At 36.9% G+C, this 14,940-nt stretch carries 14 protein-coding genes; 7 read left to right on the top strand and 7 right to left on the bottom strand.

Annotated elements, in window-relative coordinates; translation table 11 throughout:
• Positions 1-4: 4 nt before the first annotated feature.
• Positions 5-382: a hypothetical protein gene (locus ACR1PO_RS06660; protein WP_332385270.1), complete on the bottom strand. Its 378-nt coding sequence runs from the start codon at positions 380-382 to the stop codon at positions 5-7.
• A gap of 137 nt (positions 383-519) precedes the next feature.
• Between ACR1PO_RS06660 and ACR1PO_RS06655 the strand changes: the two genes are divergently transcribed.
• The 4 genes from ACR1PO_RS06655 (at position 520) to recA (ending at position 3,719) form a co-directional block, all read left to right on the top strand.
• Complete coding sequence (locus tag ACR1PO_RS06655) at positions 520-876, top strand: PAS domain-containing protein (protein WP_433986257.1); 357 nt, start codon at positions 520-522, stop codon at positions 874-876.
• A 35-nt stretch (positions 877-911) separates the two neighbouring features.
• Positions 912-1,145 (top strand): response regulator transcription factor, encoded by a 234-nt coding sequence (locus ACR1PO_RS06650; RefSeq protein WP_433986256.1) that lies wholly within the window; start codon positions 912-914, stop codon positions 1,143-1,145.
• A gap of 73 nt (positions 1,146-1,218) precedes the next feature.
• Positions 1,219-2,409 (top strand): oxygenase MpaB family protein, encoded by a 1,191-nt coding sequence (locus ACR1PO_RS06645; protein ID WP_332385267.1) that lies wholly within the window; start codon positions 1,219-1,221, stop codon positions 2,407-2,409.
• 308 nt (positions 2,410-2,717) lie between these two features.
• Positions 2,718-3,719 (top strand): recombinase RecA, encoded by a 1,002-nt coding sequence (gene recA / locus ACR1PO_RS06640; protein ID WP_002976601.1) that lies wholly within the window; start codon positions 2,718-2,720, stop codon positions 3,717-3,719.
• A 312-nt stretch (positions 3,720-4,031) separates the two neighbouring features.
• On the opposite strand, the gene ACR1PO_RS06635 is transcribed toward recA, so the two are convergent.
• Both ACR1PO_RS06635 and ACR1PO_RS06630 read right to left on the bottom strand, forming a co-directional pair.
• Positions 4,032-5,465 (bottom strand): hypothetical protein, encoded by a 1,434-nt coding sequence (locus tag ACR1PO_RS06635; protein WP_433986255.1) that lies wholly within the window; start codon positions 5,463-5,465, stop codon positions 4,032-4,034.
• A 152-nt stretch (positions 5,466-5,617) separates the two neighbouring features.
• Positions 5,618-8,509 (bottom strand): alpha/beta hydrolase family protein, encoded by a 2,892-nt coding sequence (locus tag ACR1PO_RS06630; RefSeq protein WP_433986254.1) that lies wholly within the window; start codon positions 8,507-8,509, stop codon positions 5,618-5,620.
• A 153-nt stretch (positions 8,510-8,662) separates the two neighbouring features.
• Between ACR1PO_RS06630 and htpG the strand changes: the two genes are divergently transcribed.
• Both htpG and ACR1PO_RS06620 read left to right on the top strand, forming a co-directional pair.
• Entirely contained in the window at positions 8,663-10,555 is a 1,893-nt protein-coding gene (htpG, locus tag ACR1PO_RS06625) for a molecular chaperone HtpG (RefSeq protein ID WP_433986506.1), read from the top strand.
• A gap of 257 nt (positions 10,556-10,812) precedes the next feature.
• Entirely contained in the window at positions 10,813-11,205 is a 393-nt protein-coding gene (locus ACR1PO_RS06620; protein ID WP_332385263.1) for a helix-turn-helix transcriptional regulator, read from the top strand.
• A gap of 287 nt (positions 11,206-11,492) precedes the next feature.
• Here the strand turns inward: ACR1PO_RS06620 and ACR1PO_RS06615 are convergent, their stop codons facing one another.
• Positions 11,493-11,789: an MGMT family protein gene (locus ACR1PO_RS06615; RefSeq protein WP_332385262.1), complete on the bottom strand. Its 297-nt coding sequence runs from the start codon at positions 11,787-11,789 to the stop codon at positions 11,493-11,495.
• A gap of 70 nt (positions 11,790-11,859) precedes the next feature.
• On the opposite strand from ACR1PO_RS06615, the gene ACR1PO_RS06610 reads away from it, so the two are divergent.
• On the top strand, positions 11,860-12,006 hold the full coding sequence (locus ACR1PO_RS06610; protein WP_002976595.1) for a hypothetical protein: 147 nt from the start codon (positions 11,860-11,862) through the stop codon (positions 12,004-12,006).
• 261 nt (positions 12,007-12,267) lie between these two features.
• Here the strand turns inward: ACR1PO_RS06610 and ACR1PO_RS06605 are convergent, their stop codons facing one another.
• The 3 genes from ACR1PO_RS06605 to arfB form a co-directional block, all read right to left on the bottom strand.
• Positions 12,268-13,242: a deoxyhypusine synthase family protein gene (locus tag ACR1PO_RS06605; RefSeq protein ID WP_002976594.1), complete on the bottom strand. Its 975-nt coding sequence runs from the start codon at positions 13,240-13,242 to the stop codon at positions 12,268-12,270.
• A gap of 375 nt (positions 13,243-13,617) precedes the next feature.
• Entirely contained in the window at positions 13,618-13,998 is a 381-nt protein-coding gene (locus ACR1PO_RS06600; protein WP_433986253.1) for a GreA/GreB family elongation factor, read from the bottom strand.
• 543 nt (positions 13,999-14,541) lie between these two features.
• Positions 14,542-14,934 carry an alternative ribosome rescue aminoacyl-tRNA hydrolase ArfB gene (gene arfB / locus ACR1PO_RS06595; protein WP_433986252.1) on the bottom strand — a complete coding sequence of 131 codons (393 nt, stop codon included), beginning with the start codon at positions 14,932-14,934 and terminating at the stop codon, positions 14,542-14,544.
• Between the last annotated feature and the right edge of the window lie 6 nt (positions 14,935-14,940).

The following is a 14,940-nucleotide window of genomic DNA, read 5'->3' as shown; positions in this document are numbered from 1 at the left end:
TAATCTAAATTATGTCAATAGTTAATCTTGCAATATTATTTACAATATTAGTCGAATGATAATTTGAACCATTAACAAATGGGGTGTTGATATCGTCATCTTCTACCAGTGCACATATAATATCAACATTATTTGTCTCTGAAAGCAAAGTATCTATATTAAGCTGTTTCCCTACGAAATTAATCGTCCTTCCTAATTTATACCAGCTATATTTATCAGGAGGAATAGAACCATTACTTGCCTTGGGAGATGATTGTACAATAATCACCCCTCCTGGATTCACGGTAACATACGTTCTTGAGTATATTAGTGAATTTGCTCTTACACTTACTTTTAAATACAAAAAAGTATTTTGCGCTTGTTGTGTTTTAAATGTTGCCATGGGTATTTATTTTTCAGATTAAAGTTTTTTAAATGGTCATTATTTTTAGTTAAAGCTACGACACTTACCTACCACACGAAATACCACAAAAGGGTGATTTTTTTTATCATAATTTTATTATTTTTAAGAAAACATATGTGATCAATTTTGCGGACAGCACCCTCTGCAACCATCATGAAGATATTTTGAAAATACATGGATTCAGTAAATACCCCGCACATCTGAAAGAAATCATAGATCTGATTCATCCGGATGATCTGAAATTTGTGATGGAGGCTGAAAGAATGTCCATCGAAAAAATGAAAGAAATTGACGGCTTTGATTATCAGCAGGAATTGAAAACCAGTTATTGTTTCAGAATGAGAACTTCAAAAGGAAATTATGAACTGTTCCATCATCAGGCTTTGCACACCTATAAAGATGAAGATGGCAGGCTGTTAATATACATACCAATATCGAACACATCACCCATCAAAATTCTTATGTTGTATTAGTTTCCGGAATCAACGGCCGGGAAGATTTCCACCAGATGCAGTGGACAGAACATGACAGATTTCCTGAGTCTATCCCAGTCATCTTTACCAGAAGAGAGGTTGAAATCAACAACTGTATTGCGAAAAGATACTCAACCGGAAAAATTTCCGATCTGTTAAGTATTTCTGAAGAAACCGTACGTACCCACAGAAAAAATATCCTGAGAAAATCGGACTGCAAAAACAGTTCTGAACTGATCAAAAAGACTTTTGAATGGGGATATCTATAAAAAGACAATTATAATCCTGATAAATCTCACCAGCATATTTCGGTGCAAAACTTGTACTTTTATAGGTAAAGGAATGAACATGATACACCCCCGGTTTAAAGACGCACCTCATTTCAGGGATTTTTGGGAGAAAGGCAACGGAAAGCAGCTTATTGAATTTTCCGGAGCAGAAGTAGGTTTTGAAAAATTTGAAAATTTTGCTCCCTTTTTTCATCATGTGGATGAAGCGGGTGACAAGGTTGTAAAAGATGTTTATTTCACTAAAAAATTCCATGAAGCTTCCAGGGAGATTGAACATTATATCAGAAATGGAGTTCCGGAAACAGATGCTGTTCCTGAAAGTGTAAAAAAACTGTTCAGCCAAACTCAGAAAGTTCCTGATTGGCTTGATTACAATTTACTCAAAAGCGGTGCTGAACTCTGCATGAGAAGCAATCTGGACTCCCTGATTTCGTTGAGGGATTATTGCCTGATCGGTGGTTATGATTATGCCTACCTCAACAAACCTCTTATTGTTACTGAAGCTCTAAAAAAGGGAGCTGTGAAACGCCTTTCTGAAACACTGGATTTCTGGGTAAATGCAACCCGCTACAATGCCCTGAACGTTCATGAAAAAGGGTATGAATTTGCTATCAAAACCCGAATGATCCATTCTTACGCCAGACTTTCCATAAAAAAACATTACAAGGACTGGGATACTGAGAATTGGGGAGAGCCTATCAATTCCTGGGATATGATGGCAACGTACATTGGGTTCAGCCTGGTATTTCTTCATAGTCTTAAAAAACTGGGAAATCGTTTTTCTGCTGAAGAGGAACAGGGAATTTTCCATCTTTGGAAGTATGTAGGTTACCTTTTGGGAATACCGGAACAGCTTCTTCCTGATAACAAAAAGCAGGCTACTGAATATTTTTATTTATGGACCTCCGTTCAACCGCCTTCAGATAAAGATTCTGTGCTTCTTGCCCATTCTCTTTTGAATGAATCACTGGAAAACCCTATTCTGAAATTTGAATTCCAGAGAAAAAATTTAAGATATCTGCACATCTGCTGCACATGGTTTCTGCTGGATGATGAAGTCTGCAAAAGATTACAGATTCCTGATGTTCCGTATAAAACATTATTTCCAAAATCAAAAATACTTTTCAACACAATTTATGACATACTGGTAGGCCGCAACGCCAGAATAAAAAAAGGAAATAAAGATCAGATGAAAGTATTGAATGATTATCTGAATATCACTAAAAATTCAAATTTTCATTAGGATAATAAGCCAGGAAGCCCGAAGTTTGAAGCTGGAAGTTTCTATTGGACGATAAATCTCACTTAGTAAAAGTAATATAATTAAGTTCAATCCATTTACAGGCTTCAATAACTCCCCCTTCCAGCTTCCGGCCTTTTTTCCAATAAATATTTTATTACACTCCTACCACATTTCGCATCTGCTTCGTTATGAATGAGATCAGTAGTAAAATTTTATCATTTTTTAACTCTAAAAACCGCTTTCAGCGAGAAATAATATTAGCTTTTGATATTTAAATTATGTATTTTTGAGAAATTATTTTAATAGCGATGAGTAACATTGATGATAAGAAAAAAGCACTCGCTTTAGTGCTTGACAAATTAGATAAAACATACGGAAAAGGAACTGTAATGACTCTGGGTGATGATGCCGTAGACACTACAATAGAAGTAATTCCTTCCGGTTCTTTAGGATTGGATATTGCCTTAGGAGTAGGCGGATATCCAAAAGGAAGAATCATTGAAATATATGGTCCTGAATCTTCAGGTAAAACAACGCTGACCCTTCACGCTATTGCTGAAGCTCAAAAGGCAGGAGGTATTGCTGCATTCATTGATGCAGAGCACGCTTTCGACAGAACTTATGCTGCAAAATTAGGAATCGATCTTGAAAACCTGATCATTTCCCAGCCGGACAATGGTGAGCAGGCACTGGAAATTGCGGATAACCTTATCCGTTCAGGAGCTATTGATATCGTTGTGATTGACTCTGTTGCCGCTCTTACACCAAAGGCTGAAATTGAAGGTGAAATGGGAGATTCTAAAATGGGTCTTCACGCAAGACTAATGTCTCAGGCATTAAGAAAGCTTACCGCTACTATTTCAAGAACGAAATGTACAGTAATTTTTATCAACCAGCTGAGAGAAAAGATCGGTGTGATGTTCGGAAATCCTGAGACCACTACCGGAGGTAACGCTCTTAAGTTCTATGCTTCTGTAAGAATTGACATCAGAAAAGCCAGCGCACCAATCAAACAAGGTGATGAAGCGATCGGTAGCCGTGTGAAAGTGAAGATTGTAAAAAACAAAGTAGCACCTCCTTTCAAGCAGGCAGAATTCGATATCATGTACGGAGAAGGCGTTTCTAAAGTAGGAGAAATTCTTGATACAGCTGTAGACATGGGTATCGTGAAGAAAAGCGGATCATGGTTCAGCTATGAAGAGACTAAACTTGGTCAGGGACGTGATGCTGTAAAAGATGTTTTAAGAGACAACCCGGATCTTGCTGAAGAATTAGAAGCTAAGATCAAGGAAGAAATGAAAAACAAATAATTTTTCAGAAAATACAGGAAAAGGCAATCTTTAGGATTGCCTTTTTTGTTTTTAAATGATTCTGTTTTTGAACACAAAGTTTCATTTGTATATCGTAATATTTTTAAGAAAGCAAAGGATGGGATCATGAAATTGATTCTTACCAAGCGAATGTACTACCAAACTTCATCAGCGACAAAGCCGCAATCCTTGCTTCCTTGAAGATTAACTTTCGAATCTCTTATTCCTTTGCGTTTAAATAATAAATAATCATCAGTAAATAAAAAAGAGGTTATTCCATAAAACAACCTCTTGAAAGTTTATACTTAAAAATTATCCAGCAATTTTACCCTGCAGCTGAAGTGCTCCGGTTACTTTCATACCTTTTGTTGGAGCTTCAAATCTCATGTTTTCTTTATTTACAAAGGCATCAATGGTGAAGAAATCCTCATTTTCCTCATTCGTGATCAGCTTAAGTTTCAGAATATATCCTTTAATGCTTCCGTCTTCAAGCAATTCTGTTTCCTTACAATCTACAATCTGACCAATAAAATCAAAACATGCATAGTTAGGAAGATCCTGACTTGGAGCATAGGTTGTGAAATCTTCACTCATTTTAGTACCGGCAGGTAAGTCTGTATTGGTATGGACATCAAGGATGAAAACAATTCCACTGATATTTACCTTCTGATGCGGCTGTGTCATGTAGATGTTTCTGTTCTCAGCATAATCGGTAGCGAAAAACCAAACGCCAAAAGTATCTCTTGCCGGACCAGCTACGATTGCCTGCAGATTCAACGCATTTTCCCATTCTCTGATTGATCTCGTTTCAAAATCCAGGGTATAATCCGTTTTTACTTCCGGAATTATGGTACTCAGCTCATCCGTAACAATGGTTTTGAATCTTACATCCTCAAATTCTGTTTTATTTTTGGCTTCTCCGGTTGGATCAGAAACGGTAGACTGCATTAAAACTGTGCTAAGGTACTGCCCGTAATCTTTAGTCTGGAAATTCTGATGACCAAAAACCCCGCTCCATGTATTCACAAGGTTATGAACATTGGATTTTCTGATGATAATTCCTGCTTCATTGGTCATTTCAGGTGCTGTAATTCCTTCCGTATTCGGGAAATAATCTTTACCATCTACCAGCTGATGATTCATGATTTCATTATTTTCCTCGTGTGAAAACTCTGCAAAACCTTTATAAGTAATATTTTGGTTTTCGAAAATATAAGGCAGTCCTGTTTTTGCTTTTTCAGAACCTGCAAAATGATAAGCAAGTGAAATCGCCTTGAATTCCCCGTCCTGTGTTGCCGGATTGTGGTTACCATTGTTGTCGAACTGAGAATGATACAGGATCATATACGATCTGATCTTACCTTCCTGAAGCTCATTTTCAAACTTTTCTTCCATTTGCGCGATCGCCTGCTGCGGAGCAAGTGCATAAGCATCTTCTGTCACCATATAGGCGAAGCCTTCTACCTCACCATTTTCTTTTTCAAAAGCAGAAATAGGAGTATATTCTCCTCTTAGCTGAAGCGCTATAGAATAAACGATATAATCATTATAAACCTTGATTTTTTCATATTCTTCATTTACTTTCGGCTCTTCTGCCGGTTGTGAAGGGATTTCCGGTATTGTTTCCACAACTTCTTCCACCACTTCCTCAACTATTTTTTCCTCCGGCATTTCCATTTCCTGAACCGGAGTACTTACATTTTCCTGATTGTTATTTTTCTTCTTAAAAAAATCAAAGATTCCCATACTGTTATTTATAATTGGCAGTAAATATAATAAAAGTGCTCAACAGGCTCATCATAAAAAAAATGCCATTGTGTCAGTTTGCTCCTTCTATTGTTTTTTTTCGGGACGTAGTAAAAACCGCGGCGGAGCCTTTGGCTCCGCCGCGGTTTTTACTAATTAGGTTTATCATCTGTCAGCTCAAATCCCCAGTCTTTTCCTTTTTGGGTGGCCGGAATACCTTTTGTCATCCATACCGGAGCTTTAGCTCCTTTCAGGTAATAATCAAAAAACTGCTGTTCCCTGATTTGAATATCTTTTCTGTTCTGGCGTTTCATCAGATTGTGATCATCACCATTATAATTCAGGAGCCATACCGGTTTTCCAAGACGGCGTAATGCAGTGAACATTTCAATTCCCTGATACCAGGGCACCGCACCATCTTTATCATTACTCATAATAACTACCGGAGTCTGTACTTTATCAATGGTAAAAAGCGGTGAGTTCTTAATATAAAGATTCGGAGCTTCCCATAAATTCTTTCCTAATCTGCTTTGTGATTTTTCATACTGGAACTGTCTGTTCATTCCGGAAGTCCATCGGATTCCTCCATAGGCAGAAGTCATGTTGACAACGGGTGCTCCACTCCATGCAGCGGCATACATATTGGTATGAGCAATAAGATAGGCTACCTGATAGCCTCCCCAGCTTTGCCCCTGAATTCCGATCTTAGTACCGTCCACCCAGGAATTTTGTTTTAACTTCTCCACACCGGAATTGATGTATTCCATGGCAGATTCTCCCGGGAAACCCTCTGTATAAGAAATATCGGGTGTGAAAACCAGATATCCATTGCTCACAAAATAAGAGATATTTAATCTTGAAGGTGTAGGAGCCGGAGCTACATAACGGTTAAGGTTATCAGAAAGTTTTTCATAGAAATAGACAATCATAGGATATTTTTTATTCGGATCGAAATCTTCAGGCTTGTATAAAATCCCTGTAGAAGTGTTTCCTTTTGGCGTTGTCCAGTGTACCAATTCATCCGTACCCCAGTTGTAATTGGCTTGCTGTGGATTGGTATTGCTTAGTTTTTGCTGCTCCGAGAAATCTGATGTAGCAAAAAGGTTTGGAGAATCTGTATATGATTCCTTTACTAAAATATACTCCTCCGCATTTTTTGCTTTTTGAAGGCTTCTGTATCCCCAGACATTTTCCATCTGAATTTTCACAGGATCAGCACCTGACTGAATGGTTGTTTTGAAGATCCCGTTGTCCTTGGATGTATTATCAAATGCAGATAAGTAGATAGGAAATTTGCGGTTCAGGCTTTTAATATCTTTATCCAGCTCATATGTATCAAATGTTATTTTATGCTTACGCCCGAATCCATTCGTGATATTTCTTGGCTTTTTTGAGCCGTTCAGGAAGAATTCCCAAAGATCGTAGCGGTCTTTTATAATCACGGATTCATCTTTATCTGTCCATGATGCAATACCATAAGAATTCGGAAAGTCCGGCATATCAAATTCCTCGTCTACAAAAGAAACAGGCAAGCCTGTACTGAGAGGAAGGGTTTGTTTTGTTTTCACATTATAGCTTAGCCACTGCCCTTTTTCCCTGTCAAAAATCACTACAAATTTTCCAAGAGGAGATACAGCCGCTGCTCCGTTAAGATTTTTAATAATTTCGGTTCTGTCTCCTGTTTTGTTATCGATCAGGAAATAGGTTTTCTTTGTAGAACCTTCCCATTGTGAAGAAATACGGTTGTTAATGCTTGTAATCCCCAATGCAAATTCAGCATTTCCCTCGTTGACCAATCTTAAGGTATCCAGGTCTTCCCCATCAATATTACGGAAGGAATCAGGTTTTTCTGTCTGCATTACTGCAGCATAGGATTTCTTCAGGTCATTTTTCAATTCCTTTAACTGTACGGTTTGCAGATAATCATCTTTATAATTCCAGATATCTACAACAGCATGATCGTTTGCAATCATTGCCGTATCTTTTGCAACAGGTTTTGGAGCAACCCCAAAATACAGCTGTTTTCCGTTTTTACTGAACAAAGGCAATCTGTTTTCAGAAATGACCCAATTTTTCTTCATCTGCGTATGTTCATGGGTTATGATTTCTTTTTTATTTCCTTTAAAATTAAAGTAATACAGCTGGTATAATTTCACCAGATCATTCTGTGCAGAAGAAGTTCCTACATAAGCCAGCTGATTTCCTTCTTCATCAAAAGACAATTGTGAAAAGTCCCCCTCCATTTCAGAAATTTTATTAACAGTTCCTTTTTGCAGATCAACGACCTGTACGGTTTCCAATGCATATTTCTTTGGCTTCGACTTGTCTGTATCTTTTTTGTCCGCAGCCTTTTCATCTGAATCCTTCCCTTCTTTTTTCTCTTTCTTTTCATCCGGCTTTTTAGTGATAAAAACCAGCTGTTTCCCATTTTTACTGAACTCATAACGGATTACATTATCATAGGTTGTGCTTTTTCCGTCTAAAAGATTACGCACTACCAATTGTAATGGCTTTACATTTTTATCTTCATCCTTACTTTCATCACCATCTTCTTTTTCAGAAGCATCGTCCGAGGATTTATCCTTGAGGTTTTCCAGCAGATAAGCAACATAAGAACCTGCTTTTTCAGGGATTTTAAATGATTTTACATTAGGAATCTTCTCTGTTTTATCATTTAAAAAGTCAACTATGGCAAGACTGTCTTTCGTTAATTTATTTTTCTTCAGTTTTTTATCTTTTACCGCTTTTATATCTTTATACTGCGGACGGATTTGAAAAACAGCAAAGCGGGAATCATTTGTAAAATCCACTTTTGCAGCTCTTGCAAACTTCTTTGAGGTTTTATTTTTAACGGAATATAAAGAAAGGGTTGAATTTCCTTCCTGAGCATCCACAGAATAGGCAATCCATTTTCCATCATTTGAGATTTTTCTTGCCCCGATATTTTGCCAGCTGTCGTAAACAGAATGGTCTAAAGGCTTCTTCTGCCCATATACCCAACAGGTCATAATGAGCAGCATAAAGACTGTACATTTCAACTTCATTTTTTAAAATATTTTAAGAACTAAAAATAAGATATTTCTCCGATAAATTCACATAACGGACCTGTTTCAGGTTAAAAAAAATGTCATTCTGTCACATTCTTCTGCATGGTATTTTTTTTGAGAAAGAATTTTAAAAATTAAAATCTAAATATGATGACTAAAGGAAATATTAATGTATCTGTGGAAAACATATTCCCGCTTATTAAAAAATTTCTTTACAGTGACCACGAAATATTCCTGAGAGAATTGATTTCCAATGCCACTGATGCTACTTTAAAATTAAAGCATCTTACAAGCATTGGTGAAGCCAAAGTGGAATACGGAAATCCAAAACTTGAGGTTAAAATTGATAAAGACCAGAAAACTTTACACATCATCGACCAGGGTATCGGGATGACAGGTGAAGAAGTTGAGAAATACATCAACCAGGTTGCTTTTTCCGGAGCTGAAGAGTTCTTGGAAAAATATAAAGATTCTGCGAAGGATGCCGGAATTATCGGGCATTTCGGTCTTGGTTTCTACTCTGCTTTCATGGTGGCAGAAAAAGTGGAAATCCTTACAAAATCTTATAAAGATGAGCCGGCAGTACGCTGGATCTGTGACGGAAGCCCTGAGTTTACTCTGGAAGAAACTCCTGATAAAACTGACAGAGGTACGGAAATCATACTTCACATCGCTGAAGATTCAGTAGAATTTTTAGAAGAAGCAAAAATCCGTGAACTGTTATTAAAGTATAACAAATTCATGCCTGTTCCTATTAAATTCGGAACAAAAACACATACGCTTCCTTTGCCGGAAGATGCTCCTGAAGATGCAGTAGCTGAAACAGAAGAGGTAGACAATATCATTAACAATCCGGTACCGGCATGGACAATTGCTCCCAGTGAACTGACCAATGAGGATTACATGAAGTTTTACCACGAGCTGTATCCAATGCAGTTTGAGGAACCATTATTCAACATCCATCTGAATGTGGATTATCCTTTCAATCTTACCGGAATTCTGTTTTTCCCGAAACTGAGCAACAATTTAAATATCGATAAAGATAAAATTCAGTTATACCAAAACCAGGTATTTGTAACAGACGAAGTAAAAGGGATCGTTCCGGACTTCCTGATGCTTCTGAGAGGAGTTATTGATTCTCCGGATATCCCGTTGAACGTTTCCCGTTCTTATCTCCAGGCGGACGGTGCCGTGAAAAAGATTTCTTCTTACATCACGAAAAAAGTAGCCGATAAAATGGTTTCTTTAATTAACGAAAACCGTGAAGATTATGAGAAAAAATGGAATGATATTAAAGTAGTTATCGAATACGGAATTGTTACGGAAGAAAAATTTGCTGAAAAAGCAGACAAATTCACATTATATCCTACAACAGACGGTAAGTATTTCCTTTGGGACGAATTGGTGGAGAAAATCAAACCTGTACAAACGGATAAAGACAACAAACTTGTTGTTCTGTATGCTACCAATGCTGATGAACAGCACAGCTACATCCAATCTGCAAAGGATAAAGGATATGAAGTCCTTTTATTAGATTCACCTATCATTTCGCACGTGATCCAGAAACTGGAAACTTCAAAAGAAAATATTTCATTTGCAAGAGTAGACGCTGATCATGTGAACAACCTGATCAAAAAAGATGAGCCTGTCATTTCAAAACTGAACGAAACTGAAAAAGAAACTTTGAAAAAGGATGTAGAAGAAGCCATCAAAGACTCAAAATTCACAGTTCAGCTTGAAGATCTTGACAGCAGTGATGCACCGTTCACCATTACCCAACCTGAATTTATGAGAAGAATGAAAGAAATGCAGGCTACCGGTGGTGGCGGTATGTTCGGAATGGGTGGTTTCCCGGAGATGTACAATCTTGTGGTGAACTCGAACAGTGAGCTTTCCAATCAGATCCTAAAGACCGGGAATGCTGAAGAGAAAGAAAGCTTAATCAAATATGCGCTGGATCTTGCCAAGCTTTCACAAAACTTATTGAAAGGAAAAGATCTGACAGATTTTATACAGAGAAGCTATAAGCAACTTGAAAAATAATTTACAAAAGACTGTTTCAATTTTGAAGCAGTCTTTTTTTAGTTTGAAAACATAAAGGCACAATTTTATTTACATACCAATTGCTTTTGAGGCGCAAAGATTTTAATCTTAAAATCATCAACATTTACAATGAATAAGATTCATATTATAAATCTTTTCCGAAGTTTCTATTTGGCTTCAATGGTTTGCTCTATATTTTTTCTGTTTTCTATTGTATAGATTCTGCTTTTTTGCCATTTTTGTATAAAATGTAGGTCATGCAAAAAGAAAAATTACGTCTCATCAGAAAACAAAAAGGTTATACCCAACAACAGGTAGCTGATTTTATCGCAACAGATGTATCCAACTACAGCAGAAAAGAGAGCGGCGATGTAAGAATTGTAAGAGATGAGTGGGACAAACTTGCCCGTTTTCTGGATGTACCGATTGAGGACATTTATGAAGAGGATGAATCTGCAGTAGTGATCAATAATGACCATCCTGTATTTAATGACAGATCATCTTCTGCAGGAGTAATCACTAATCAGAATAATTATGATAATATTCCGGGAGCTATCATTGAAAATCTACAAAACTATATCACCCTATTAAAAGAAGAAAACGAAAGGCTTAAAAAAGAATTGAAAGGCCTTCCGGACGGGAAAAAATAATACGGTTTGAAACTGTAAAAATATTGATGTCACTCATATGAATTATGGAGTGGCATTTTTTTGTATTAATGTATGCTGGTATTTTTTTAACGCAAAGAACTATAATTCTTATGTTTGATTTCAGAAGGCAAAGAGTTGCGACTCTGTCGCTGATGAAGCTTTATGATAATAATACGTTCGCTTAAAGAGAATCAATTTCATTGATTCCACCCTTTGCTCCCTTAAAAATATACAGTATACAGTAAAACCTTTGCGTTAAAAAAAATTTGATTTAGATCCTTTGAAATTTACAATTCTTGCAGCGGATCCCAGAACAGTTTTTTGAAATTTTTTATTCTGAGATTTTCAACAATGATTCCTTCTGCCTCCAGCTTTGGCTGAAATTCCGGAACAGATAATACCCCTGAACTTGAAATCACGCGGTGGGCTGGTACATTTTTCGGACATCCTCCCATTGCTTTTCCTACATGTCTGGAATGGTTAGGATAGCCAACAGCCTTTGCTATGGCGCCATAGGTAGATACCCTTCCTTTGGGAATCAGTCTTGCCACTTCGTATACCTGCTGTTTGAAAATTTCGTCCATATCAATTTCTCTTTTGCATCATTTTTGAATTCATATCAATGACAATGATGTTTCATTAAAAGATAAAGATATGAAAAAATCATTTTTCAGGCTGCTGAATGCCATCAACAAAAAAGTTCTTCCCAAGCTGAGTCATAAAGACCCTAACCATCTTACTAAGATGGAGAAGGGAATTCTGGCGTATCGTTATTTTGTGCTGGTGAATTCTTTGGATTGATTTTTTTATAATTGGTAGATTTTTCCACAGATAACACGGATTTCACAGATGCCTTCGGAAAACCGGAAGTGTAAAGTTCAATCTTTTATGTGATAACACTGTACATTAGTTTGAACCTTAAGTATTAAGAAATTAGCTAAGTTATTTTTTAGCTATGAGCTTTTTTTCATCAAAGATGAAACTACTTCCCAATCCTAAAATAAAAAGCGCTCCAAAATAAATTGAAGCGCTGTATGGTAATCTCTGTTGAGATGATTATTCTTAAGCGTTTTCTAAGATATAAGAGAACATCAATGGCGCACAGATTGTCGCATCACTTTCAACGATAAATTTAGGTGTAGTGATATCAAGTTTACCCCAGGTGATTTTCTCATTTGGAACTGCTCCTGAGTATGAACCGTAAGATGTTGTAGAATCAGAAATCTGGCAGAAATAAGACCAGAAAGGAATATCATGCATTTCCATATCCTGATACAACATTGGTACTACACAGATAGGGAAATCCCCAGCGATACCTCCACCAATCTGGAAGAATCCAACTCCTTTTCCTCCTGAATTTTTAGTGTACCAGTCAGCAAGGTAAGTCATATATTCGATTCCTGATTTCATTGTAGTAGGTTTAAGCTCTCCTTTGATACAGTAAGAAGCGAAGATGTTACCCATTGTAGAATCTTCCCATCCCGGAACCACGATTGGTAAGTTTGCTTCTGCCGCAGCAATCATCCATGAGTTTTCTCTAGGAATTTCATAATACTGCTCCAATACTCCTGAAAGGATCATTTTGTACATAAACTCGTGCGGGAAATATCTCTCTCCTTTAGCTTCAGCATCTTTCCAGATCTCTACGATATGCTTCTGCAATCTTCTGAATGCTTCTTCTTCAGGAATACATGTATCTGTAACTCTGTTCAGACCTCTTTCCAAAAGATCCCATTCGTCCTGAGCAGTCAAATCTCTGTAATGAGGAACTCTTTCATAGTGAGAGTGTGCTACAAGGTTCATTAAATCTTCTTCCAGGTTAGCCCCTGTACAAGAGATAAAATCTACTTTTCCCTGGCGGATCATTTCTGCAAGAATTTTACCCAACTCAGCAGTAGACATTGCACCTGCCAAAGTAATCATCATTTTTCCGCCATCTTTAAGATGTGCAACATATCCTTTAGAAGCATCTACCAATGCAGCTGCGTTGAAGTGCAGGTAATACTTTTCTATGAATTCAGTTATCGGTTTGCTCATTTTTAAATTTTTTGCAAAGATAAAACTTAAAAACGGAATGCAGCGAAAGCACTTGAAGAAAGTGTAATAGAGACATCTTTTTTTATCATTTGTTAAATGAATGCATAAATAGTTATTGTCGGGAAACGCCAGGACGCTGTTTTTTTTCCAACATGATTCATGCCTTAAGGCGCAAAGATTTTATCTCCGATAAAATTATATACTGCTACTCATTGTCCATTGTTCTTGCTGGAAATCTCGATTTTTATACCTTGAAATTTAAAATGTATAAAAGCTAGTGATTCTGCTTCACATTAGAAATTTCTATTTATAAAAAAGCGTGACCCAAAGTGAGCCACGCTTTCGTTATCATTCAGCTTAATTATTCAGTCAGGATTATCCTTCCCAGGCCTCAACTTTCAGGATCTCGATTTTTCTTTCTCCGTCTTTAAAAGGCCAGCTGATAACATCTCCCACCTTATAGCCTACCACTGCAAGGGCAATCTCTGACAGTATGGAATGTTTATTCTTTTTAAGTTTTTCTTTGGTAGAAGGCACAAAAATATATTCGTGCTCAAAATCCAATGTATGGTCTTTCAATGTTACTTTTCTGTCCACCGTAACAATATCGGCAGGAAGGTCTCTTCTCAGGACCTGTTTTGCCTTTCTGAGTTCTTCAGTGAGTCTTTTTTCTTCTTCGATGCTCACTTTTTTTCTTCTCAGTGTATCTTTTATAGCATCATAAATTCCGGTGGTTACAATAATATGATTGGACATATTCTTCAATTTTTAAAATTAAAATGCAGTTATTCCCTGATGATCCAATGTAGAATACAGGCGTAAGACAGCCTTCTTCTATAGAAAACCGCAAAAACAATATATAAATTCCGAAATAACTCCCTGTCTTGGATCCTGACAGGGCTTAATTGATAAAGTCCTTAGAACTTTTCAGAAAAGAATCTGTATGAAGATAAAGTAACGACAGCAACAATCCTGATTGTCTGCTTTCTGCTGATAAAAAAATTGTTGCTGCCATTATTAATGAGATGTTGTAATTACTACAAATATAACACTTAAAAACGGAATGTAGCGGCTGTACTCAAAGAAACCCTGTGCAAGCCTTTTTTCTGATCATCATCAAATTTATAAGTAACCCCGTTGTACTTCATTTTACTCAGCGTACCGCCAATTAAGCCGAAGGTCTGACAGAAAATTTCTGTGCAAAAGAGATGGAAATGATGAATACTCCCCGCGTAATTAATTTTTTATCATGGTTTTAAAAGCTTCCGTCAAAAATAAAATTTACTCCGGAAAAACACATTAAAACCTGAAACGTCTGTTTTCTTTTTTGTCTGAAAGCTTTTTCTTGCTGTCCAGTCTTTTTTGTTTCTGGGCTTTTGAAGGTTTGGTAGCCGTTCTTTTTTTGGGAATAATGAGGGCCTTATTTACGATTTCTGTTATTTTTTCAATGGCTTTATTTTTATTCATCAGCTGGGTTCTGCTTTCAGAAACGGTCAGGAATAAAAACCCATCTGCATTGATCCTGTTTTTCAGTTTATTCTGAATCAATGTTTTCTCATCTTCATTAAAAAATTCTGATGCATCCACTTTCCAAAGTACGGTCACAGCAGTTTCTACTTTGTTTACATTTTGCCCTCCAGCCCCACTGCTGCGGGACGTCCTGAAACTGAGTTCTTTTGAAAAGTCTTTCATTTCTTT

The organism is Chryseobacterium amylolyticum (genome assembly GCF_051011775.1).
Lineage (GTDB): Bacteria > Bacteroidota > Bacteroidia > Flavobacteriales > Weeksellaceae > Chryseobacterium.
Note: the sequence above shows the minus strand (reverse complement) of the source record. Positions and strands in the feature narration are given on the sequence as shown.